The organism is Anoxybacillus sp. P3H1B, assembly GCF_001560855.1.
Lineage (GTDB): Bacteria > Bacillota > Bacilli > Bacillales > Anoxybacillaceae > Anoxybacteroides > Anoxybacteroides rupiense.
On the sequence record NZ_LPUG01000032.1, the window covers coordinates 1 to 23940 of the forward strand.

At 41.5% G+C, this 23940-nt stretch carries 25 protein-coding genes and 1 CRISPR repeat array; of the genes, 17 read left to right on the plus strand and 8 right to left on the minus strand.

All coding sequences use genetic code 11. The features are described from left to right. Together AT864_RS18845 and AT864_RS16860 are read left to right on the plus strand one after the other, a co-directional pair. The coding region (locus AT864_RS18845) for an IS3 family transposase (RefSeq protein ID WP_156450494.1) at positions 1–82 on the plus strand (82 nt) is incomplete at its 5' end. Positions 83–132: 50 nt separating this feature from the next. Beyond that, a complete protein-coding gene (locus AT864_RS16860; protein ID WP_066151064.1) occupies positions 133–615 on the plus strand; it encodes a hypothetical protein in 483 nt (160 codons plus the stop codon). A gap of 61 nt (positions 616–676) precedes the next feature. Here AT864_RS16860 and AT864_RS16865 read toward each other — a convergent pair whose 3' ends face one another. The 4 genes from AT864_RS16865 to AT864_RS16880 all read right to left on the minus strand — a co-directional run bounded on the left by AT864_RS16865 (position 677) and on the right by AT864_RS16880 (position 4095). Next, positions 677–1327 (minus strand): PspA/IM30 family protein, encoded by a 651-nt coding sequence (locus AT864_RS16865; protein WP_066151067.1) that lies wholly within the window; start codon positions 1325–1327, stop codon positions 677–679. A gap of 4 nt (positions 1328–1331) precedes the next feature. Next, positions 1332–1832: a hypothetical protein gene (locus AT864_RS16870; RefSeq protein ID WP_066151070.1), complete on the minus strand. Its 501-nt coding sequence runs from the start codon at positions 1830–1832 to the stop codon at positions 1332–1334. Between the two features lie 237 nt (positions 1833–2069). Next, complete coding sequence (locus AT864_RS16875; RefSeq protein WP_066151073.1) at positions 2070–3443, minus strand: cell wall metabolism sensor histidine kinase WalK; 1374 nt, start codon at positions 3441–3443, stop codon at positions 2070–2072. After that, the gene (locus AT864_RS16880) at positions 3433–4095 is read right to left on the minus strand and encodes a response regulator transcription factor (RefSeq protein WP_066151075.1); all 663 of its coding nucleotides are present in this window, start codon (positions 4093–4095) and stop codon (positions 3433–3435) included. The genes AT864_RS16875 and AT864_RS16880 overlap by 11 nt, the downstream gene beginning before the upstream one ends. A 446-nt stretch (positions 4096–4541) precedes the next feature. Between AT864_RS16880 and AT864_RS16885 the strand changes: the two genes are divergently transcribed. From AT864_RS16885 to AT864_RS16925, 9 genes are all read left to right on the plus strand, one after another. Further along, on the plus strand, positions 4542–5072 hold the full coding sequence (locus tag AT864_RS16885; RefSeq protein WP_066151078.1) for a hypothetical protein: 531 nt from the start codon (positions 4542–4544) through the stop codon (positions 5070–5072). Positions 5073–5089: 17 nt separating this feature from the next. Beyond that, positions 5090–6622, plus strand: a complete 1533-nt coding sequence (locus AT864_RS16890; protein ID WP_044741385.1) for a flotillin family protein — start codon at positions 5090–5092, stop codon at positions 6620–6622. 234 nt (positions 6623–6856) lie between these two features. Further along, positions 6857–7378 carry an RNA polymerase sigma factor gene (locus AT864_RS16895; protein WP_231734688.1) on the plus strand — a complete coding sequence of 174 codons (522 nt, stop codon included), beginning with the start codon at positions 6857–6859 and terminating at the stop codon, positions 7376–7378. After that, complete coding sequence (locus tag AT864_RS16900) at positions 7375–7815, plus strand: hypothetical protein (protein ID WP_066151084.1); 441 nt, start codon at positions 7375–7377, stop codon at positions 7813–7815. The genes AT864_RS16895 and AT864_RS16900 overlap by 4 nt, the downstream gene beginning before the upstream one ends. Then, the gene (locus tag AT864_RS16905) at positions 7812–8870 is read left to right on the plus strand and encodes a hypothetical protein (RefSeq protein ID WP_066151087.1); all 1059 of its coding nucleotides are present in this window, start codon (positions 7812–7814) and stop codon (positions 8868–8870) included. The genes AT864_RS16900 and AT864_RS16905 overlap by 4 nt, the downstream gene beginning before the upstream one ends. A gap of 3 nt (positions 8871–8873) precedes the next feature. After that, positions 8874–9785, plus strand: coding sequence for a hypothetical protein (locus tag AT864_RS16910; RefSeq protein WP_066151090.1), 912 nt, complete (start codon positions 8874–8876; stop codon positions 9783–9785). Positions 9786–9925: 140 nt separating this feature from the next. After that, the gene (locus tag AT864_RS16915) at positions 9926–10852 is read left to right on the plus strand and encodes a diacylglycerol kinase (protein WP_066151093.1); all 927 of its coding nucleotides are present in this window, start codon (positions 9926–9928) and stop codon (positions 10850–10852) included. An 84-nt stretch (positions 10853–10936) separates the two neighbouring features. Then, positions 10937–12310 carry a 23S rRNA (uracil(1939)-C(5))-methyltransferase RlmD gene (rlmD, locus tag AT864_RS16920; RefSeq protein WP_066151097.1) on the plus strand — a complete coding sequence of 458 codons (1374 nt, stop codon included), beginning with the start codon at positions 10937–10939 and terminating at the stop codon, positions 12308–12310. A gap of 449 nt (positions 12311–12759) precedes the next feature. After that, complete coding sequence (locus AT864_RS16925) at positions 12760–13293, plus strand: dihydrofolate reductase family protein (RefSeq protein ID WP_066151100.1); 534 nt, start codon at positions 12760–12762, stop codon at positions 13291–13293. Between the two features lie 128 nt (positions 13294–13421). Here AT864_RS16925 and AT864_RS16930 read toward each other — a convergent pair whose 3' ends face one another. Next, on the minus strand, positions 13422–13709 hold the full coding sequence (locus AT864_RS16930; protein ID WP_044746206.1) for a hypothetical protein: 288 nt from the start codon (positions 13707–13709) through the stop codon (positions 13422–13424). 661 nt (positions 13710–14370) lie between these two features. Then, positions 14371–14798: direct repeats of the CRISPR family, unit length 30 nt; unit sequence GTTTTTATCTTAACTATGAGGGATTGAAAC. A gap of 483 nt (positions 14799–15281) precedes the next feature. Here AT864_RS16930 and AT864_RS16935 point away from each other — a divergent pair. The 6 genes from AT864_RS16935 to AT864_RS16960 all read left to right on the plus strand — a co-directional run bounded on the left by AT864_RS16935 (position 15282) and on the right by AT864_RS16960 (position 21884). Beyond that, positions 15282–16145, plus strand: a complete 864-nt coding sequence (locus AT864_RS16935; RefSeq protein ID WP_052660998.1) for a DUF4097 domain-containing protein — start codon at positions 15282–15284, stop codon at positions 16143–16145. A 621-nt stretch (positions 16146–16766) separates the two neighbouring features. Then, a complete protein-coding gene (locus tag AT864_RS16940) occupies positions 16767–17531 on the plus strand; it encodes a hypothetical protein (RefSeq protein WP_066151103.1) in 765 nt (254 codons plus the stop codon). Next, complete coding sequence (locus AT864_RS16945) at positions 17521–18309, plus strand: hypothetical protein (RefSeq protein WP_066151107.1); 789 nt, start codon at positions 17521–17523, stop codon at positions 18307–18309. The genes AT864_RS16940 and AT864_RS16945 overlap by 11 nt, the downstream gene beginning before the upstream one ends. Further along, the gene (locus AT864_RS16950; protein WP_066151110.1) at positions 18306–19103 is read left to right on the plus strand and encodes a hypothetical protein; all 798 of its coding nucleotides are present in this window, start codon (positions 18306–18308) and stop codon (positions 19101–19103) included. The genes AT864_RS16945 and AT864_RS16950 overlap by 4 nt, the downstream gene beginning before the upstream one ends. 11 nt (positions 19104–19114) lie before the next feature. After that, entirely contained in the window at positions 19115–19795 is a 681-nt protein-coding gene (locus AT864_RS16955; protein WP_066151113.1) for an ATP-binding cassette domain-containing protein, read from the plus strand. A gap of 355 nt (positions 19796–20150) precedes the next feature. Then, the gene (locus AT864_RS16960; RefSeq protein ID WP_066151116.1) at positions 20151–21884 is read left to right on the plus strand and encodes a M56 family metallopeptidase; all 1734 of its coding nucleotides are present in this window, start codon (positions 20151–20153) and stop codon (positions 21882–21884) included. Positions 21885–22149: 265 nt separating this feature from the next. Here the strand turns inward: AT864_RS16960 and AT864_RS16965 are convergent, their stop codons facing one another. The 3 genes from AT864_RS16965 to AT864_RS18850 form a co-directional block, all read right to left on the minus strand. After that, positions 22150–22611: a DUF2269 domain-containing protein gene (locus tag AT864_RS16965; RefSeq protein ID WP_066151119.1), complete on the minus strand. Its 462-nt coding sequence runs from the start codon at positions 22609–22611 to the stop codon at positions 22150–22152. Between the two features lie 9 nt (positions 22612–22620). Next, entirely contained in the window at positions 22621–23217 is a 597-nt protein-coding gene (locus AT864_RS16970; RefSeq protein WP_066151122.1) for a TetR/AcrR family transcriptional regulator, read from the minus strand. Between the two features lie 638 nt (positions 23218–23855). Beyond that, positions 23856–23940: IS3 family transposase (locus AT864_RS18850; RefSeq protein ID WP_369815555.1), on the minus strand; the 85-nt coding region annotated here is incomplete at its 5' end.

Sequence of the window (23940 nt, forward strand, 5' to 3'; positions counted from 1 at the left end):
CATTTGCTTTTATAATCATGATAGATATCAAAAACGATTAAATGGCCTTAGCCCTATGGAATATAGAGCTAAAGCCGCTTAGATCATTTTTATTATTTCCACTGTCTACTTGACAGGGGGCAGTTCAAGCTGATGAGGCAGGCTTTTCGTTATGAAATGCTGAAGGTGGAACAAAAAGCAGACAAGCATGCTCTTGAGCAATTGGAAGCATACCGGTCAGCAACCGAACAGGAACAATATGAGATGCGCCGAAAATGGGCAGAAGAGCAAAGCCGCATGGAAATCGATAGAAAACGTTACGTACCGGTTATACAGGATCAGCAAAAATTGCGAAAGCATCAAGCGCTGATCTACAAAGAAAACCTTGATTTGCTATTAAATGCTACAAGCTTTTGGATGATCGATGAGGAAAAGTTGCTTAAGGCTAAAGACGAGCTGGAAGAGGCCATCCGTGATGGCGAGGAAGCTATGCGAACAGAAAAAGTGTATTATGCGTCAGATACAAAAACGAAGTGGCTATGGTTGGTTTTGTATATTGGACTTGGCGCGTTTTTACTTGCATGTACGATGTATGGCCAAAGCCTCTTAGACCGATATCAATCGATTATCTCCTAAACACATATCCCCCTTGCCGGCTGGCAAGGGGGTGATCTATATGAAAGGGGGGTACGCGTTTTTATTTGGCTGTTTTTAATTTGGCTAGCTCTTGTTCTACTTCTTCATGAAAAACGGGAGGCAGGGACAACGTTTTTTGTGTTTCATATACGTATGTGCTTGCTTTGGCTTTTGCTTCAAGGGACCGAACATGTTCTTCGATACGTTCAAATCCTTTTAGGATCTGTTCCGGATTGAAAGAAACGAGTGACGTGTTGACATCTGTAATGGCTTTGGCGGCATGAGCTCGTGCAATGAAATCAAAATGCTTGATTTTTAGCTCTTCATACTTTTCTTTCAGTTTCTTTAGCTGTTCATTTAAGTATGTTGTTTTTTCAATTAATGTGTTATACTGCTGTTTGTATGTCTCAAGTTTTTTCTCATAGGATATTTTTTCTTGCAGGGCCATTTTTGCGATGGCCTCTTCTTCTTTTTCGATAGCGAGCTTGGCCTGGCGTTCTCTTTTTTTCACGATTTCTTCGGTACGATGAATGAGCATTTCATAGCGCTGCTGGATGGCGAATTGCTGGGCGAGTGCTTGCTGGGTGTTGTCAATCTGCTCATTTAACTCACGAAGATATTGCTTCGTCATGCGAATAGGATCTTCACATTTGTCAATCCAATCGTGCAAATCGGCCGTGACGATCCGCTTCAGGCGCTTGAAAATCCCCACGTCTCTATTCCTCCTTTTTCTGTATCGTTTTTTCCCATTCATCTAGAAAATCTATGGCTTGTCCGGATGAAGGGGCAACTGTTGGCCATTCTTCACGGACTTGTCGCTTGTGATACATCATATAAATCGCAAATAAGATAAACGGAACAAGCAATATTTTAGGCAGAAGCGCCGTGATGCCGATTCCCATAAGGGCCAAGCCTCCCCATTTCCATCCGCTAGAGCTTTTGGCTGTTCTCCAAAGCATCCAGCCGCTGATGATCATGGTCCATTTCATCAACAGAGGGAAGAGAATCCATATGGCCCAACTGTTTTCATAGATTCTGATCATGGGTGGACTGTGATCAACATAGTGGCGTCCCATAAATAAATCATGGCGATGGGGCATGTCCATGATTGGGATCGCTTGTACTCTTCCGGAAACCCCGGCATTTATGAGCAAACACAATCCACTCACAGCAGCGATTGTTGCGAGAAGAATAAGAAATAGATTGGGCCGTTTCATCACTTCTCACCTCCTTTTTTTGCTGAGTTTTCTCGCATGGCTGCTTACAATTCGCATTGTAAAGAAAAAAAGAGAAAATCAGGTGAAAAAAGAAGGGAGAAAAGAAAATTTTTTATTAAACCGTTGACAAACGTTCTCATTCTGAGCCCCACACTGTCATTGCCCGTATTCCTTATCGGCCAAGAGCTCTCAAGACAATTTAAAATAAAAACATGCCTTCCACAAATGGAAAGCATGTTAAAAAGGAATGGTAACAATAAATTCAGTACCTTTCCCCAGCTCGCTTTGGACATCAATCGTTCCGCCGTGGGCGTTGACGATCCATTTGGCAATGGAAAGGCCAAGACCATGCCCTCCTTGCTGCCGTGACCTTGCTTTATCGACGCGATAGAAGCGATCAAAAATGCGGCCGATTTCTTCTTTTGGAATGCCTATGCCTGTATCTTTAACAGAAATGATCAGCCGGCGCTGCTTTGCTTTCTCAATATGAATCGATAGCGTGACATGGCCTCCGTTCGGGGTATACTTGATGGCATTGTCTAGCAAAATATAAAGCAATTGCGTCAGCTTGTCGGCATCGCCGATCATTTGTGCTGCTTCAGGCGCTTGAAATTGCAATTCAATGCTTTTCTTTGCGGCCACATCCGCTAACAGCTGCAGCGTTCGTTCCGCATGAGGGCGGAAATCAAATGCCTCCTTCGCAAGCTCAAGCGCGGCGTTTCTAGCATCTGCGCGCGCTAATGTAAGCAAATCAGTCATGAGCTTATTCATTCGTTTGATCTCCTCGCGCAAACGGTGCAACATCTTTTGCGCAAATTCATTGTTTGTGATTTCTTCTTCCATTTCAAGAGCTTCCACCGATGAAAAAATCACGCTCAGCGGGGTGCGCAACTCGTGAGAAGCATCGGCCACAAATTGGCGCTGGCGGTTGTAAGCTTCATGAATGGGGACGAGCGTCCGCCTGGACATAAAGTAGCTCAGCAAAACAGCAATGCCAATAAATAAAACCGCTAAGCTGATCAGAACGATCCAAAGCCATTTAAATACACTCGAAAATGAGGTGACATCCATACCTACATACAACATGCCGATCAAATTGCCATGAACAACAACGGGGCGAGCTGCGGTTAAAATTTTTAGCTCATTTGTATGAAATCTTGAAAACTTGCTCATGTATGCGGGCAGACGAACATCTATATATTTTTGCTTATTTTGCTCTGGTGCCGATTGTGCCAGCGATTCAAGAAGCAAGGGGCGCATGTCCTGATTCACTTCATCGCCCATGAGAAGCTGTCCATTCATGTCGATTACATAAAAAAAGAATTGATCCTCGCTTAAAAACAAAATATTTTCATTGTCCATAAGATCGAAATCGCTTTGTTTGATCAGAAACTGCTCAATCACTTTCTTTTCCTGATTGGCAAGGCTAGCAATTCTCCGTTCTTGGTCGTTGGTGACAATCATATAAAGAAGAAAGCAAACAATCAGGATAAAGGCAGTTAAGAAAATCATGAAAATGCCGCTGTACAAAATGGTAAGGCGCCAGTGGGCGAGGCGGAATATATCATGATTTTTTACATTTTTAAAAAAAGCCCCCCATTTATTCATCAATTTTGTATCCCACCCCGCGCACGGTTTGAATCATGTCTGCATCCAGCTTTTTGCGCAGCAGCTTGACAGTCGCATCAATCGTTTTGAGGGAAACATCGGCATCATATCCCCAGATTCGATCTAACAAGATGTCGCGGGATAAAACCCGCCCTTTGTTTTGCAGGAGCAAATCGAGCAGCTGAAATTCGCGCGGCGTCAAAAAGATCTCTTGGCCGCCTCGATGCAGCGTATGGCTTGTGCGATTTAAGGTAAAATCTTTAAAACGGACGATTTCTTCTTGAATTGGGATAAATGTCCGGCGCGATAATGCTTTCAAGCGAGCTACTAGCTCTTCAATTTCAAATGGTTTGACAAGATAGTCGTCGGCTCCTGCTTCAAGGCCCTGGACGCGATCTTGTACGGCGTCTTTAGCGGTAAGCATGAGAATAGCACCTGAATATCCTTGCTTGCGCAGTCGCTTGCAAATCTCGACGCCATCGCCATTTGGGAGCATCCAGTCTAAAATGAGCACATCATAAAAAGAAGCGAGCGCATAATCGTAAGCTTCTTCTCCTTCCTGCACCCAATCGACTTTATCGGCTCCTTTTTTCTTTAGCATGTGAACGATGAGTTCTCCTAAATATACATCATCCTCTGCAAGCAGCAGCTTCATTCGTTCTCCCTTCTTTCCTAATGCAAACTCTATACGGTGGCATTCAAAATTCGTGGCTTTTATTCAGTTTTCTATTATCAAGTATAACCTCAATCATTTGGTTTTTCATTTTGCAAATAAAAAGTTGAAGCTGTGTTCATCCATCAGGAATTCTCCCGCCCCTTAAACGGAATGGAGGTGAGGGAGGTCATCAGACATGTTGACGATCGAATAAAAAACCTGAATATCACTTGCTGGATGGGCATGCTTCGAGACTGTCCCCCATTTTTTCATTGGGGATGACTGTTTATTTATAAAATTTTAGCGAATTTTGATGAAAAAGAAGTGAAAATTTAGTAAAATAAAGAAAAGGAAATTTTATCAAAATGATGGAAAAACTGAAACCGTTCGCTTAGAAGATTCGTATATACAGATGAATCGGGCAAAAAAGGGGGGGGAAGCGATGTTTGGGTATCCCAATCGAGACGGTTTATTTATTTACGCTGGTCATCAGCGGCAGCTTAACCTTTCTTTATATTTTGTTAAGCGATGTGTTAGATGGCATCTTTGATGCATTCGATCATCCCTTATTAAGCCCTCAATTATTTTTATCCTTTTTTACCGTTCTCAGCGCTACTGGGTATTTGCTTGAGCGCTACACCGCAGCAGCCTCTTATTTCATTGGGCTCATCAGCGCAGGAGTTGCACTGATTGTCGTATTGCTTTTGCACTTTTTTGTGTTTGTTCCACTTCGCTCAGCGGAGTCCTCCCTGAACTATGCTCAAGAGGATTTAGAAGGGTGCAGAGCTAAGGTGATTATTACGGTGCCGGCAGATGGATTCGGCGAAATTTTAATTCAGCGGGCAAGCGGTGCCATTTCAAAACCGGCAAAAAGCTTAAAAAATGAGGAAATCCCGTTGGAAGCAGAGGTGATTGTGGTTAGCATGGAAAACGGTGTCGCTGTAGTGGCGAAGCGTGATCCATATTATATTTCATAAATAAAGGGGGAGCTTGTATGACGCCGATTTTAATTGTTATCGGAGTAGTCGTTGTGTTGCTGCTTGGACTGGTTGCCATTTTTATGATGCGGTACCGCACCGTTGGACCAGATGAAGCTTTAATCGTAACCGGCAGCTATCTTGGCAGCAAAAACGTACATGTAGATGAATCAGGAAATAAGATTAAGATTGTCCGGGGCGGCGGAACATTCGTCTTGCCGATTTTTCAACAAGCTGAACCATTGAGCTTGCTATCTATTAAACTAGATGTCCAAACGCCGGAAGTTTATACCGAGCAAGGAGTTCCGGTTATGGCAGATGGTGTAGCCATTATTAAAGTGGGCAGTTCGATTGGCGAAATTGCTACTGCCGCTGAGCAATTTCTAGGAAAGTCCAAGCAAGATATGGAGAATGAAGCGAAAGAAGTGCTGGAGGGGCATCTTCGTTCCATTCTCGGCTCCATGACAGTAGAAGAAATTTATAAAAACCGCGATAAGTTTTCACAAGAAGTGCAGCGTGTTGCTTCTCATGATTTAGCGAAAATGGGGCTCGTTATTGTTTCGTTTACTATTAAAGATGTACGTGACAAAAATGGTTACTTGGATGCGTTAGGAAAACCGCGCATCGCTCAAGTGAAGCGCGATGCGGACATTGCGACCGCAGAGGCGGAAAAGGAAACGCGTATTAAGCGCGCTGAAGCGGATAAAGATGCTCGTAAAGCCGAATTGGAGCGCTTGACGGAAATTGCGGAATCCGAAAAAATGAACCAGCTGAAGCTTGCCGAATTCCGGCGTGAGCAAGATATTGCCAAAGCGCGTGCGGACCAAGCCTATCACCTAGAAGAAGCGAAAGCGAAGCAGGAAGTTACTGAACAGCAAATGCAAATCAAAATTATCGAGCGACAAAAACAAATTGAGCTTGAAGAAAAAGAAATTTTGCGCCGTGAACGTCAATATGATTCAGAGGTGAAAAAGAAAGCCGATGCCGACCGTTATGCAGTGGAGCAGGCAGCGGCGGCGGAAAAAGCTAAACAAATGGCGGAGGCCGATGCGCAAAAATACCGGGTGGAAGCAATGGCAAAAGCAGAGGCAGAGAAAGTGCGCATTGACGGTCTGGCCAAGGCGGAAGCAGAAAAGGCAAAAGGGGAAGCCGAAGCGGAAGTTATTCGCTTAAAAGGTCTGGCCGAAGCGGAAGCAAAACAAAAAATTGCCGAGGCATTCGAACAATACGGTCAAGCGGCCATTCTCGATATGATGATCAAAATGCTTCCTGAATATGCGAAACAAGTGGCAAGCCCGCTTGCTAATATTGACAAGATTACGATTGTGGACACGGGCGGCAGTGACGCGAATGGCGGTGCCAATCGTGTTGCAGGCTATGCGACCCATCTGATGGCGACGTTGCAGGAGTCTCTAAAAGCGGCTTCTGGCATTGATGTCAAAGAAATGCTTGAGAACTTTTCAGGCAAAGGAAATGTAAAGAGCAGCATCGACCAGCTAACGCAGGAGCTGGCGGAACAAAAAGCAAAAGGATCGGAGAATCAAGAATAATCGAAGGAAAAAGGCGCTCAGGGGCGCCTTTTTTTATGGGCTAAACAAAGACGGGGCTTGGATGTTCAAGCCATCTGCAGTTAGCCTGCTCTCGTCGCACTTCAGAGAAAATGGGGTAAAAATAAAAAACAAAAAAAGTGATAAAAAACAAAAAAAGTGTAGGGGAAGCGCCAAGCCATTTCGTCTATATAAGTGAAGAAGGATCGAAAGGGGGAGAGTGGAATTCAAGACGATGTGCTAATAGACAAAGTTCAAAACGGCGACGAGCACGCCTTGCGCATGCTAATCGAGAAATACCGTGACTACTTATATAAAACGGTATATTCGATTATCCGGCATGAAAAAGATGCAGAAGATGCGACACAAGAAGTATTGGTTCGAATTTTCCTTTCCCTCTCCCAATACCAATCACAAGGTTTTAAAGCCTGGATTACGCGCATTGCTGTTAATTATGCCATTGATGTGAAGCGTAAAAGGGAACGAAAGCGAGAAGAAGCGCTCGAAGCAACGGAACCAGAAGCTGCTGAAAATGTAGAGCAGCTCGTCATCAAAAAAGCGGAAAAAGAACAAGTGCGGCGAAGGCTGGAGGAGATCCCGCCTAGCTATCGAGAAATTATTTATGCTTATTATATTGAAGAAAAATCATATCAGCAAATTGCCAAAGAGCAAAATATAGCCGTCAAAACGGTGGAAACCAAGCTGTATCGAGCGCGCAATTGGCTCCGAAAGCATTGGAAGGAGGGCGATTTTCAATGAGTCACTATTCAAAAGAGGAATGGCAGCAGTTTATAAGCGATCAACTGACCGAAGCGAAAAGAATCGAAATGGAGGATCATTTGTATACATGTGATCGGTGTTTAGAGATCTATATGGAGCTGATGGAAGAACATGCTGCTTCTTTGCCTTCTCCTTCTACATTCTCTATTTCGGCTGATGAGATTATCGCACAAGTTCGACAGGAGCCGCACCAGCAGCAGGAAAAAGTGGGGCAAAAGCTGCTTCATTACGGTATTGCCGCTGCGATTACGATTACGCTTTTGTCTTCAGGGATTTTTCAATCGATTGCCAACGCTGCCGTAGGCGCAAGCATATCAGAAAAACGGCCGTCCTATGCAGAGCGGTTGATGAACAAAACCATCTCGCTGCTTGATTGTATCCAATTGAATCAAAAGGAGGAACCGCATCGCCGATGAAAAAACATCCACTTGTCGCATTCTTTTTATCGTTCATTCCAGGCGCAGGCCATTTGTATTTAAATAAAAAAGGAAGAGGGGTCTTTTATAGTTTAAGTTTTTTCGCTCCAATTGTACTAGGAGCGGGACTTTTCGTTTTAACAGGTCAGAGAGAGCCGCTTTTGCTCGTGCTGCTTTCATTTATGATCTGGCTAATCAGCATGCTTGACATCATTCGCATTTTGATGCAAAGACAGCCGGAGCATATGGCTGCTCAAGAAGGAGGCAATCAGGACAGTGAGAAATTTTATACGATCTTGTTATCATTCGTTCCAGGGCTTGGCCATTTGCAATTGGGGCTTATGAATCGCGGATTGACACTATTGGTCAGCTTTTTTGGACTCATGATGATGATTTTCTTTGTCGCCGTGCTAACAAACCAAGGGAGCTTTTTAATCTTTTTAGGTATTTTGCCAATCATTTGGATTTACAGCATGTTTGATACGGTTCAGCAGCTTAATCGCAAGCAAAGAGGCGAACCGCTGGCTGATCGCGCCATTTTCGAGGAATTAGAGAACCTTCGTCAGGATGGAAGAAAAAGCAAAACCATCGCCATGCTGCTGTCCATGTTTCCCGGAGCAGGGCATATGTATTTAGGGCTACAAAAGAGGGGACTGCAATTAATGGCCGCTTTTTTGTTAACCATTTATGTGATGGATGTATTAAGGTTATCCGCTTTCTTCTTCCTTATTCCAATTATTTGGTTTTATAGTTTTTTCGATGCGCTGCAAAAAGCGTCAAGCTATGGTGAAAAGGAATTAAAGGATGAACCGATTGTTTCTTATTTTGTTCACCATCAAAAATGGTTGGGGATCGGCTTAGTGTTATTAGGTCTCTATTATTTGTTGGACAGCATTTTTCTCCCAGCCTTTGCATCGCGCCTTTCAGCGCTTTTCCATGTCGATATTTACCCTTTATATCATCAGTTCTTTCAAACGACGGTTGTTTGCCTGCTATTGATCGCTGGAGGAATCAAACTTCTGTTAGGAAGCAAACAAAAAGGAGGGAGAGGATAGAACATGAGAACGTGGCGTGTTGGAACGGTATCGATGGGGGCCTCGCTTATTTTGCTGGGCTTTGCGTTGTTTTTTGCGCAATGGAAGCGAGTGGAGGCGACTGATATTTTTATGGGTTGGTGGCCATTTCTGCTCATATTGCTCGGCCTAGAAATTCTGATCTATCTTTATTTTACAAAACGAGAGAATACATTTGTTAAATATGATCTTTTCAGTATTGTATTTATCGGCCTGCTTGGCTTCTTCGCCATTGCCCTTTTTCTGCTTTCTTCAACAGGTCTATTGGGGGAAATCCGCGCGGCGGCCAGCGGCAAAATGCGCGTCTTTCAGCTGCCAGATGCCCGCCATCAGGTGGCGCCGGACATTAAGCGGATTGTTCTGCAAACAGGCACCGACCCTGTTGTGGTCGAAGGGAGCAACGACAAGAGCGTTCATATTTTTGGCACCTATCAATCCGCCTCGTCTCATGATGTGAAAAAACCAGCGGATTATGTTGCGATCCAGTTAACGGGGGACACGATGTATGTGATCATCAAAAGCTTGTCGAAACAGAGGGGATGGTTTTATACAGGAGGAGAATTATCGCCAACTGTCGTTGTACCGGCCCATATCCCTCTTGAAGTGCGCGGCACTCACAACGAAATGCGCGTGGCTCCGCGTCAGCTTGTCGCTGATTGGACGGTTTCAAACGCAAGCAGTGTGGCCGTTGAGGTGGAGAGTAGCGCCAATCTGTTAGTGACGGCAGCCATTCATGGGAGCTTAAAGGATGGCAATGTGGCTTGGAAAAAAGACATTGAAGCTTCTCAACAAGAAACACCTGAACAGCCCACCAAAGGAAGCGTGCAAGTGGGAAAGGGAGAGCATCGCTTGCAGCTGTTTGATATTGAACAGGCTTCTGTACAGGTCATTCATTGAGCAGATGCCTGCTTTCTGATATAATGTTGCGCCGAAGGAATACATCAAAATAGACAAGCGGAAAAATTGCATCTATTTGTTTCTTCCGCTATTATGTTAAATAGTGGAATCGACTAAAACATGAACTAGGATGATGGGATATGAAACGAGCAAGAATCATTTATAATCCTACCTCAGGCCGTGAATTGTTCAGAAAGCATCTGCCCGATGTTTTAATTCGTTTAGAGGAAGCCGGATATGAAACGTCCTGTCATGCGACAACCGGCGCTGGCGATGCCACAGAAGCGGCAAAACAAGCCGTCGAGCGCCGCTTTGATCTTGTCATCGCCGCCGGAGGAGATGGAACGATTCATGAAGTCGTCAATGGGATTGCCAATCAAGACTACCGTCCTCAGCTTGGCATCATTCCGGTTGGAACAACGAACGATTTTGCCCGTGCGATTGGCGTTCCTCGCTCCATTGAAGGAGCCTGTGATGTCATTATCAATGGCGAAGCCGTGCCGATTGACATTGGCTCAGTCATCATTGAAGAAAAAATGCGCTACTTTATTAATATTGCCGGAGGAGGACGCTTGACCGAATTGACGTATGAAGTGCCGAGCAAGCTGAAAACAATGCTGGGCCAGCTCGCCTATTATTTAAAAGGGATCGAAATGCTGCCGTCCATTCGCGCAGCTGAAGCGAGAATTGAGTATGATGGCAAAGTATATGAAGGGGAAATCATGCTGTTTCTCGTTTCCTTGACGAACTCCGTTGGCGGATTTGAAAAGCTTGCTCCTGATTCATCGTTAAATGATGGCATGTTCGATTTAATTATTTTAAAGAAAACGAACCTTGCCGAATTTATTCGTGTGGTTACAATGGCTTCAAGAGGAGAGCATATTAACGATCCGCATTTAATTTATACAAAGGCAAACCGGATTAAGGTGACCACTCCGAATCATATGCAGCTGAATTTAGACGGTGAATACGGCGGCATGCTTCCAGGAGAATTTGTCAACTTGTACCGCCACTTGGAGGTATTTGTCCCGAAGGAAAAAGCAGAGCAAATGAGAGCAGGATTTTGAACGGAAATCCTGTTCTCTTTTTGTGTTCAGCTAGATCGTATGATACAATCAGTGCAGCATGCTCATGTAAAGGAAGTAGGAACGATGGCAAAGATAGAAGCACCAGTGAAAAAAAACGAGTATTATGACGTTGTGTTTGAAGATTTAACACATGATGGCGCGGGAGTTGCGAAAGTCGACGGCTTCCCGATTTTTGTGGCGAACGGGCTGCCGGAAGAACGGGCAAAAATTAAAGTCATTAAAGTGAAAAAAGGCTATGGCTATGGCCGTTTAGTCGAGCTATATCAGCCGAGCCCGGACCGCATCGACGCTCCCTGTGCGGTTTATAAACAATGTGGCGGCTGCCAACTTCAGCATTTAAGCTATGAAGGGCAGTTAAAAGCTAAGCATAAGCATGTTCAAGAAGTGATGACGCGCATCGGAAAAATCACGAATGTGACCATTCATCCTGTACTGGGGATGAAGGACCCATGGCGCTATCGCAACAAAGCTCAAGTCCCGGTTGGCGAGCGCGCTGGCGGGCTTGTCGCTGGCTTTTATCAGCAGCGTACCCACGACATTATTGATATGCAAGCATGTCTAATCCAGCAGGAAATGAACGATGTGGTGGTGCAGACGGTCAAAAACATCTGTGAGGCTTATGGAGTTGAGCCGTATGATGAAGCTACGCATCGCGGGACGCTTCGCCATATTATGGCGCGTTATGGAGCGGCAACGAAGGAGGTCATGGTGGTCCTCATTACGCGTACGAAGGAGCTGCCCCATAAAAAGAAAATCGTACAAGCCATTGCGGAACAGGTGCCGAACGTGAAATCTATCATCCAAAACATCAATCCAAAACGCACCAATGTGATTATGGGGGATGAAACGAACGTATTGTGGGGAGCAGAATATATTTATGATGATATTGCCGGCATTCAATTTGCCATTTCCGCACGCTCCTTCTATCAGGTGAACCCGGAACAAACGAGGGTGTTGTACGAAAAGGCGCTCGAGTACGCGCAATTAACGGGAGAGGAAACGGTGATCGATGCTTATTGCGGCATTGGCACCATCTCGCTTTTCTTGGCCAAAAAGGCGAAAAAAGTGTATGGAGTCGAAATTGTGCCAGAGGCGATTGAAGACGCGAAACGGAACGCTAAGCTCAATGGCATCACCAATGCAGAGTTTGCTGTCGGAGAAGCAGAAACGGTCATTCCGCACTGGTATGAACAAGGCGTACAAGCCGATTGCGTCGTTGTCGATCCGCCGCGCAAAGGATGCGATGAAGCCCTTTTACAAACGATCATCGCCATGAAGCCGAAGCGAGTCGTCTACGTTTCCTGCAACCCGGCAACATTAGCGCGCGATTTGCGCATTCTCGAAGATGGCGGCTACCAAACACTCGAAATCCAGCCTGTCGACATGTTCCCGCATACGAATCATGTGGAGTGTGTGGCGAAATTAACCTTGAAATAAAGGGATTTTACAGAAGGCTAAGTGGCATTTGATCACATTTGTGCCCCTTAGCCGTTTTTCATACTATCAAAAAGTATGGAGAACAAATAGTGGTTTGGTGGTGAGAAGACAAGTTCACCGAGAAGTCTCCCCCCTCTTAACAGAGTATAGTTGGAGAGATTCAAGTTGAATTTTTGTTTCTTTTTATAAAAGGCTCTGTTAAAAAATATTGTTGATATTTGAAACCTTTCCAAATTTATAGTATAATCTCATTAGGAACAAACATTCGGGGATTGGATGGAAAAAAGCTTTTTAAAAAGGAATAAGTCTATCAATGAGGGAAGTGCCATGCTACTCCAACCTCTTCCGTTGGTGGTCGATTAATGAACGAAACTCGGGAACCTCGTTCTGCCGTTTTTATTCAACCAACGGAATAATGGAACATTCATTCTAAATTAGAGGAGAATTTTATGGAGAAAAAACGAAAATTAGTATTATTTATTTCAACGAGTTTAGATGGATATATAGCTACAAAAGATGAATCTCTTGATTGGCTATTCCAAGTCGAAGGTGAAGGAGATAACGGTTATTCTGAATTTTATGAAACGGTAGATACGATTTTATTTGGTAAAAGGACCTACGATTGGGTACTGAAACAAGGTATAGAAAAACTCCCATATGAAAACAAAGCATGTTATGTATTTACAAGATCTCCTCTTGAGGATCAAGAAGATGTAAAATTTGTTAATGAAGATGCGGTTCATTTCACCAATAAACTTAAAAATCAAGAAGGAAGAAACATTTGGCTTGTGGGTGGAGGAGAATTGTTACATTCTTTTATAAAAAATCAATTGGTTGATGAATTCATCATTAAAGTTGCCCCTATTTTACTTGGAACAGGAATTCCTCTATTTAGAGAGGGAGATTATCAATTAAACCTCTCGTTGAAAGGTGTCAGGAACTTCAATCAATTCGTTGAACTGCACTATGAAGTTAAAAAGTAAAGGCACACACAAACGAAGGGAATCCTAAAAAATGGGTTTTCCCTTCATGAATCGCAATGATCAACACGAAAATGTAACAGAGCCCCATAAAAAAGAAAGCACCAAGATGAACGTCTCGGTACTTTTCGCTAGTTTTCTTTCACTGCGCTTGCTGTAAGTCGCTGATATCTTGCCTCATGTTCAATGGAACGTTTGGAAAGAACGTCTAAAATACGCTCGTGGCGCTCTTGATTTAGCTCGATGTTTTTAACAATTCGATTGGTCTCTAAGATAGCTTGTTGAATGCTTATAAGATCTCCTTTTGTCGCAACCGCAGCAAGATCTTCTTTGGTTGCCAGTTTTGTCTTCATCTGGTCAATTTCTGATTGAAGTTCAACTAGTTTCTCGAGAATTTGATTTAATAGCGCTTCCACCATGATCATCCTTTTTTGAAATATTGCGCTGTGTTCTTGCGCTTTATGTACATACACCCTATTCACATTGTTGGTTATTCGTCAATCTTGGGTTTCGACGAATTCGACCGATCGGCGCGGCAGATCAGGTAGCTCTGATTTTGGAAAATCTATATCAGATAGCCGATTTTCGTTCTCATATTGGATACAAAGAATTTTGCAACTTCTTGAGGGCGCTTCCTATCATATCATGAATCTTTCATGGCTATAAATTATTATAAGTGAACAAGTAGATAGATGCAATGTGACATGTTAATTTTGACATAGATAGAGCGTTTGGACTTTTTCTACGGTCGGGCAGACCCATAGCGCCGCTTTATGGAAACGTGGGCGGAGCTGAGGATGGCGTTATTTCCATTTTCGTTGACGAAAAGGCAAGCCCGAATCTAACAAGCTTCGGCAAACTCAAAAATCCTCATTTGTTTTCCTAAAAATGACGTATGAACGAAAGAAAAACTGTCGTCGACCTCCAGTAGCGTCAAAAACCCAGGGGATCGACGACAATTTTCTAACCGCCAGAATTCCTACAGCGATCAGAAAAAGAAGCTATTGCTCGAACTTTGAGATACGTTTATAATGACATTGTATCCATTTTCCAAATGCTGCTTTTATCATTATTTTTGGGGTTTTTATCTTAACTATGAGGGATTGAAACAATAGTAGATCTTTTCCTTCTAAGCCTTTTTCTCGAAGTTTTTATCTTAACTATGAGGGATTGAAACAAGCAGCGCTCATTAATCGCATCGGCCTCACCAGCGTTTTTATCTTAACTATGAGGGATTGAAACATAGAAGGTAAATTTCCTTTTTCGATTTTACTGATGTAAGTTTTTATCTTAACTATGAGGGATTGAAACTCTGAATATGGTCGGTTTGGGTGAAAAAGTATCTACGTTTTTATCTTAACTATGAGGGATTGAAACCAGAAGCAGTGAATAACGCGAAGCGGCTTCACACGTGTTTTTATCTTAACTATGAGGGATTGAAACAAATCTAGATCATACAGGAAAACCGCCTTTGCCGCGTTTTTATCTTAACTACAAGGAATAAAAACATTTTGCACGCACAGTGTTTTTACTGCCATCGACGGCGCGTCAATTATAGGGCTGTGGTGATTGAAATGGCTTTAAGAAAACACATCAGGAAACTTAAGATCAAATTTTATGTTATGCGGTAGATATATGGGGTCTTCCCTCATTACATTTACGTGATGGGGGATAGACCCCATTATTTGTTTATTATCATATAAGCCTCAAGTCTTATTCGAATATACATTTGAGGTCCATTTTGGAACATTCCCTTTTACTGTATTCTTACAATAAGAAAAGGAAGAGTCGCTTGATCTTATTCCATCCAAGTTGTAGATCGAGACAAAATGTCGACTCTGCCATTAAACAATGAAAGGCGACTGAATCATTAGAGCATGTGAAGATTTATCCGTGAGGTTCAGCTGTTTTAAGGGCGCCTGAAAAAGTTGATGGTTCGAAGTAGGGTGAAGAAACTGATGTAAAATTTAATGGGAAAGGGAGGAAAAACATTGGAAAAGAAAATTCCTGTTTTATTAGGTCTTATTGGATTGATTAGCTTATCCCTTATCTTTTGGAATCCAGTTGATTTTAGTTGGTGGCCTTTCGGAAAGCCAAAAAACCAGTCGGTTACATCAGAGGGAATTGATATGATTGAAATGGATATTTCAGGTGTCAGCACAACGATTATTCCGAAACACCGTGAAGACATAAAAGCTGATTTAGATGGAAAGGGAAAACTGACAGTTAAGCGTCAGGGAGATAAAGTGAGTATAAGTGTGGAGCGGAAACGGTTTGGGTGGCCATTTCATAACAAGGCAAAACTGAATCTTTATATCCCTGAAGATTATGATCGAAACATGGTGATAAATCTGGGGTCAGGGAATTTGAGCTTCTCTGGTCATTCAAAAAATAAACCGATGAAACTAGATAAATTACTGTTCGATGTGAGCTCAGGAAACGTCAAACTAAAAAATATATCGGTTCAACGTTTTGAACACGACAGTTCATCGGGGAATGCCGATATCGACTCATTAACGGCAGAATCAGGAACATTTGATATTCGTTCGGGAAATCTCAAGGTGCGGCATTATAGTGGAGCGATTGAGGCCGATTTATCATCTGGAAATGTAAGTATGCAAATGGACGAATTAACAGGGGCTGTGGATATTGAAGTCAGTTCCGGAGGGGTGGATCTTCATCTTCCGAAAAGTGCTGATTTTACTTTAAACGGAAAAACAAGCAGCGGTAATATCACATGTGATTTTCCGTTAACCAAGAAAAAAATAGAGCATAAAAGCATCAAAGGCGTCCATGGATCCGGTGAACATCCTATTGATCTAAATGTATCGAGCGGTCATATAAACATTTATTAAAACAACGGAGAACAATATGAATTTAAGAAAGCAGCCTGATTCCTATCTTTGTGTTTCAGGCTGCTTTTTCAATGATTAACCTGTTTAGAAGCAGCATCGACAAGAACAGACATTGATCAGAATCTTCAACTGAATGGATCTAGATGTTGCGCCTTCTCTTACTTTATAAAAAAATAAGTGACAAAATGTGATTCATAAATCCATTGAATCGCATTTCTAAAAGACTATTTTTGTATTTTTTTGAAAAAAAAGAAGGGATTTTTGAATAAAATGAAGAAAAATTTTTCACATCACTTACTATTGATGGATTATATACAAGTGATAAATGATTTCGCCATCCCATTCATTTGCACATGATCTTGAGCGAACGAGAAGATAGATACCCATTCAATTAAGGAGAATTCGGTTTTTTTTGGCCGAGAACCGAACAACCAGCTGTTTTCAGAGAAATGAATGCGTCTGCAAGCGGCGTTGTTGGATCGTCCGCTCGCCATCCCTGCTTATTAGAGAGGGAAGTATGGCTACATTAATGGAATGGATAGCTAGGAAATCTATAAAAAAGTGAATCGAGAATGCCTTATTTTAAGCTTTTGTGGGTTTTAAAGGGAGGGATGAGACAACATGGGGAATGGATATTTTGTCAGCGAGTTAAAAAGGGCGTTTTTTTCACGAAACACGTTCATTAGTCAACTATTAATTTTCGTCTGCATATTTATCGGCTCTTTCGAGTTTATTTTTCATCCGTACCCAGGTGTAAACGCCATTTATTTATTTATGTACTCACATAGTGAGGGAACGTCAGCCATATTAAGTTTGTTGTTTCCCGTGTTAGTTTCTTTACCGTTTGCTGCTTCTTATGTAACGGATGTTCGCACTGGCTTCATCCACTATATATCTTATCGAATGAGCCGAAAAAAATATTTGTTGATTCGCCTGCTGGTAAACGGACTAGTAAGTGGCTATGTGATTGCATCAAGCCTGCTTGTATCGTTTATCCTCTTTTTACTGATAAAAAAATTTGATGTGTCAGTTGTAGATACTCTAAATATCATAGTCTTGCGCGGAGTATACGAGTATTCGCCGGTTTTATTTGTTTTGATCATGATTTTGAATAGCTTTGTTTGCGGGGTCGTTTTTTCTACTTTAGCGCTTGGCGTATCTACGTTTATTCATAATCAGTATTTAACCATTGTTTTTCCTTTTGCTTTTTATATCCTTTCTGGAACTTTGTTATTTCAAATCAACAAATTCCTCAATTCTGCTATGTTATTTGATTTAGAGTATGATCCTGATTTAAAGATTTCATACGTCGCACTTTACGATTTGATATTGCTAATCATAGGAGTTGCACTATTTTTTATAGGAGCTGCCAAACATGCGGAGTAATTTGAGCATTAGATTGCTTAATATTCTTTATAGCGGCAAGTTTGTTTATACGATTCTATTGTTCCTCATTATCATTAGTCTATTTCGTTTTCATTCTTTTTTAATGTATAAAGAGGAAAAAAATGTTTTCGATTTATTATTGTTTTCATTTCATGATTTTTTCCATGTATTCTTTCTCTTATCATTAATTTATTTAGTGAGTATCTTTCCTTTCACCACTTTTCGTTCGTTTGATCAGTACGCAATGATTAAATTCGCCAGCCGCGCCAAATGGTTTTACACTTCTGTTATCAGTATGGGCATGGCAACCTTATTATTTGTTTTAGCGTCGGCTTTCATTTGCCTCCTTGAATCATTGTTGACATTGAAATTTGAAAATAGGTGGAGTGAATATGGGGCGGCCGTATATGACTTCCTATTAAAATATAACGATATAAAGCCGGCGACGTTGGTGTTATTTAGTCTACTTCTTGTTTATTTATTTTTTCTAACATTGGGAATCACTTTTTTTGTGGCTAACTTAATCGTCCGAAATAATGTCATTAGCTTTATCATCACGCTCGGCTTTAATGTGATTAGCATCGTTATATATTTAAGTAAAATCACTTTCTTTTATCCGTTTACATTCACTTATCATGTTTTAGTAGGAAAAATGGGGAGCTCATTTTATAGTCACTTTGTCCAGTCCATAATCTATTGGGGAACGGTTTTGACCCTATTATTGTTTATAGGAGTATCGCGGGTGAAAAAGATGGACTTTAGTTGGAGGCAATCATGAAATACTTACGTCTTTTAAGGTATTTTCTTCGCATTTTGTTGTATAAAAGAAATATGATAATCATCCTTTTAACTTTTGTGGTTTTTCATTTTGTGTCATTCAATTTTTATAATTGGCAAAATGCTGGACCTGCTTCTCTTTTAATAACATTTTACTATGGACCTGCTTATTTTAATTTCGATTTGTTAAGATGGTTGCTACATCAAACGCCGATATATGTTTTATGTGGGAATTTTTTAAACAAACAACTTAATGAAAACAACCTTTGGATACTTCCAAGAGCAGGTCATTTTTCTTTATGGTTAAATGGGATGATTTCAGCTAATTTTATATTTATCGTGATTTATTATTCGATAGGGTATTCCATTTCCATACTATTATCATACCTGATAAATGGCGGAAAAAGCATGAGTGCTAGTTTAGATGATATTCCTTTGTTGAACACTTATACTCCTCTAAAACTCATGTTATTTCAATTTGTTTTACTGATCTTGTTGACTTTTTTCATTATGTTAATGAGTCATGTGGTTTCGATATTGGCTAACAATTCAATAGCAGGCTTTAGCATCTCTGTTATGTTTATTTTCATATCAGTAGGTTTACTACAAAGTTCACCATATGTGAATAAATGGCTGCCGTTTTCACAGGGCGTTCTTGCAGCGAGAAACGTAGAGGTCTCTCCGTTTGCGTGGTCATTGAGTTACTATTTCTTTGTAATTTTTATGATTATAATACTCGTTCATTATATATGCTATAAACGCATGGACAGTCTATTACATAAGAATACGCTATAAGGTGGGATATGATGAATAGCCATAATGACAGTGCAGTGAAAATTGTAAATCTTAGTAAGGAGATAAAGGGCCATAAGATTTTAAAGGATATTCATTTAGAAGTTAGCAGGGGGAAAATTTGCGGAATCGTGGGTAGGAATGGATCAGGAAAAACCATGCTATTTAAAGTTATAGCCGGACTGATCAGACCCACCTCAGGCATGGTTGAAATATTTGGCGACCCAATTACTTCAGGGAAATTCCCTAAAAACATAGGGTTGTTGTTAGATAAAAACGGCCTGCTTCCTCATTATTCAGGCCTTGAAAATTTGAAACTATTGGCTTCCATTAATCAGATAATTTCGTTGGAGGAAATCAAAAGGACTTTGGAAATCGTAGGGTTAGACCCTGAAGATAAAAGACCTACAAAATATTATTCTTTAGGGATGAAACAGCGACTCGGTATAGCTCAAGCGATTATGGAAAAACCAAGCCTTCTTATTTTAGATGAGCCAATGAATGGGCTGGATGAGGACGGTGTAGCAGACATCAGAAATTTAATAAAAAATTTAAAAACGCAAAATGTGACGATTCTCTTATCAAGCCATAACTCAGAAGACATCAACCTTCTTTGTGATGAGGTTTATAAAATGGACAAGGGATGTTTGAGTGCTTTGAACAACCGCAAGTCCGAATTCGCGCCACATACGTAAAAAGGCAGCGCCGCCTTTGATGGATGCGTCCATCAAGGGCGGTGCTTTTCATATGCCAAAACAAAAACGAAAATACAGCAACCGCAAAGATTTTTTTCTGCAACGGGGGAAGTGAGCCATGAGAGAGTTGAAAAAGGCTTGTGACGGTAAATCCATGATCAATGGTTCGAACGATTCGTTCCGTGTATCATCCTATCTTTTTATCATGGAAGTTTCCCCCTTTTATTTCAGGCGAAATACGCAATCTTCCTTTTATCTAATTTTTCCTGTTATGGAAACCTTGTTTTCTATCAGGTAAGATAAACATAGTAGGTAGTTTTCTTGCGCTTTTTCAATCGGACAGGAGGAACGATTTATGCCGGATTTGACTATATCAATTTTAACCGCTGTGATCGGCTTTTTTCTCAGCTTCTTGGTAGATTTTTTTAAAAAATGGCGTTCGTCTGTGTATGTAGGTATATTCGCTGCTATATTCGGAATTGGATGGATCGTCTATGTGTTTTTGGAACAAGGGTTTCTAGAAGCGACGATTATTTTTTCTATACTGTTATTTAGCTTTTTTAGCTTTCCGGTGCCAGAAAGAAGCGGTGCCCAATCGCAAGAGATCATCGGTAAACTGAAAAAACAAGGATCAAGAGAAATTGTATTGTCTAAGAATAAAGAGCGTATCCTATTGGATTTCTTATTTGCGGGATTGTTTATGGGCATCGCTGTTCTTTATTTCCTTTTCGGTCCGAATTCCCCCATCACGCTCGTACTTTTGTACAGCTTCGTCTCTCTTGTGGCTGGGCTGACGAAAAGAATAAGACTGTTTCGCTCTCTTCGTTTTTTTTACGCAGAACAGGAAGAGGCGCTATATGCGATATCTTTTATCGAAACGAAAAAGTATCCATTAAAGGAGCTTTCAGAAGCAAGCGTTCAAACACGGCCGGATGTGTTGCAACTATTTCCGCTTTTTTCTTTGTTTTCTCCTCATACGGACTATACGACCAGCGTGGGGAAAACGTGGAAATTATCTTTTTCCGGCGAAAAAATCTATCTCACCCCTGATCCATCGGAATCGATGGATTTCGTCCTCAGAGAGGAAAGGAAGAAGCTAGAAGAGATCGAGGTAAAACCTTTTTATCATCAAAGTAATTGGAAGCGTCTTCTAGGAAAGGGGTATTTTGCGGCAACGGTGAAAGGAGTAGGAGCCTATGCGGCTCTCTTAACACTTTTCACTTTTATGGGTATCAGCCCGCTTATGACGGCCATGGTTATTTTGCTATTTTGGATATTCAATCTGTGGATTTCTGATCGCGTATTAAAAATGGCTTTAGATATGAAGGAAATAAGCGATCCTCAGTTGCTTCCGATCATCGAGAAAGTCTTTTCACGTGCTGGACTTTCCCATGTCACTATTTATGTCACAGAATCGGTCGAATATAATGGGTTGGCGGCAGGCGCTAATATTGGCCGATCACTGGTGGCGCTGACTTCGGAAACGCTGAAGCTTCCCCTTGAAGCCATTGAAGGCATTTTGGCTCATGAGGCCATTCATGTCAAAAAGCGAGACGTCTTGACTGGACAGTTGTTGCGATTTGTTTTGATTGGATGGATTGTCATCGGTATTTTCTTTATACATGAAACCTATCCGAATTTGCTAAAAAACCATCAAATCCTCGTTTTTTTCGTCCTTTGGATTTTAATTTTTCTGCTTCCTGCTTTCCAGTCTCTGATTACGCAGTGGATGGAAGTACGGGCCGATCATTTAGGAGCAACGCTGTTGGATGGCGGGAATGTTCAAATGGCCAAAAGTTTGACCATCCTCTCTGAGCATCAAGATCAAGCATCGGAAAAAGCAATCGGATACCACGTCGTTCCTGAAGAAGAGCAAGAAGCGGAGGAAAAGGACGAAAGATTGTCTTCTTTGGAAAGGGATTCTTGGTTTTTTCGATTTTTGGAATTTCAGTTTATGTCTCATCCGCCCATGTATTGGCGTGTTCATTCGCTTCGAACAACAGAAACAGGATGGAACATAGGGAAAATAAAATTATGGTGGAACAGCCGCTTTCAGGAATCGCTGCCCAATTGGAAGAAAAATCTATAGACTTCCATTCTTCTTCCAAATCCTCGGATGGAAGTGTTTGAATGTGGCTTGATATGTATTTGATATACAAAATATTCCGTTTTGTGAAGGGAGCAATCATGAAAGCAGGAAATAGCTAGCTTAACATTTCTCTATAACATTTCTGCTAGTCCTCATTGGCTAACGATCATATTAAAATTCATTGTATATCCGTATACGAGCTTCTCCCACCTAAACTCTGTTTAAAGGTGGGAGATTTCTCATTGGATATGTTAAATTTTGACCATCAGATCCCTTTGCTGATCATAAGGTATAAGATGAAAACAGGGAGCAATGTTGCGAGCGTTCCGAATATCATCCAGTGCCGTGACGCCTGGCGGTACGATTCTATGTTGAAGTCGTTGTCGGCAGTTGGAGCGCTGAGATGTATCATTTTGCGTTGCAAAGGAAGCAGCACTCCGGCCCAAAGTATTCCTGTCAATGCAAATAATATCAAGGACAAGGTTAGCCAATTAAATCCTGAAACGAGATATCCCGCTTGAACAGCCATCCAAACTCCGGATATGATAATGAGCAATAGTCCCGGAATAGTGAAAACGAAATCAGCTAGCATGACATTTTTGGCAGTCCGATGAATGAAGTCACGGTGTCTCGTTTGATCTGCCCGCATTTTCCAGAAAGCCGTCACGATAATATTGCCTAAAAAAAGGACAACCCCGGCAATATGCACAAATAACAGAGATTTCATATGTTTTTCCTACCTTTCTGCCTTTGACTGAAGCCTTTCAGACATCAGTTCGGCAAAATCTTGATTAAAGAAATAGACGTTTGAATCAATGACGCTGCGCATCCGCAAACCAAATGAGATAAGCGTAAATAATTCTGCTGTTTTGTCGGCATCAATGGACTGTGAGATAACGCCAGCCTCTTGCCCAGCAATGATCCATGATTTGGACATATGAATGGCTTGTTCATAATATTGCTGGAGTATTTTTTTTATATCAGGTTGATCGCTTTTGCCTAAAAGGTACATGAGCACTTGATTGCCGGGATCTTGCGGATTTTCCAGATCTGACAATCGGGATGTGATTTCATAGAGTGGCTCCTCAAATGAGGCCTTTTGCGAAGCCTTATGGAAAAAGCGCTCATTTATTTTGTCGAGCCTTTCCTTCAACACCCAACTGAAAAGTTCGTCTTTGCTTTTTACATAATGGAAAATGGCTCCTTTAGACAACCCGGAACGCTCCATAATGTCATGGAGTGTTGTATTGGTGCATCCTTTTTCATAAATTAATTCTTTCACAGCATCCAATAGCAATCGCTTCGTTTGCTCTCGTTTTTGTTCACGCTTCAATTATGTGCCTCCTTTCGAGGGTATAGGAGTATTTATCATTAATTATAAATACCGACCGTCGGTTTGTAAATAAAAATTTTATTGGCCAGATAAAATGATCGATTGTGAGATTCCGTGTTGGCATGATGATGATTCGATTGAAAAGAGATAGGCTCGAGCCTGTTTCCTTAAGTGCAGAATTTTGGAGAGGGATAACTGAAAGGGGGAATCTATTTCAGAAAAACGGGGATAGAACACGTATTAAAGAAATTCAACTTTTAGGAAGTTGGTGATTACGTGCGCATCATAGATCCAATATCTCAACTGTCGTCGACCTCCAGTAGCGTCAAAAACCCGGGGGATCGACGACAGTTTTCTAACCGCCAGAATCCCTACAGCGATCAGAAAAAGAAGCTATTGCTCGAACTTTGAGATACGTTTATAATGACATTGTATCCATTTTCCAAATGCTGATTTAATTATGGATTGTGGGGGTTTTTATCTTAACTATGAGGGATTGAAACTCAGATCTCCCTTGGTCATCTATGCATTTCCCTACCGTTTTTATCTTAACTATGAGGGATTGAAACTCTATGATCATCTATCTATGTCACTGAATGGACCTCTGTCAATAGATTGGACAGCCAGAATCGAGAAAATTACGCAATTTGACCGTACATTTGTTCGTATTGAAAAGGTGTAAGATACCCGATAGCGGAATGTACGCGTTTCCGGTTGTAGAAA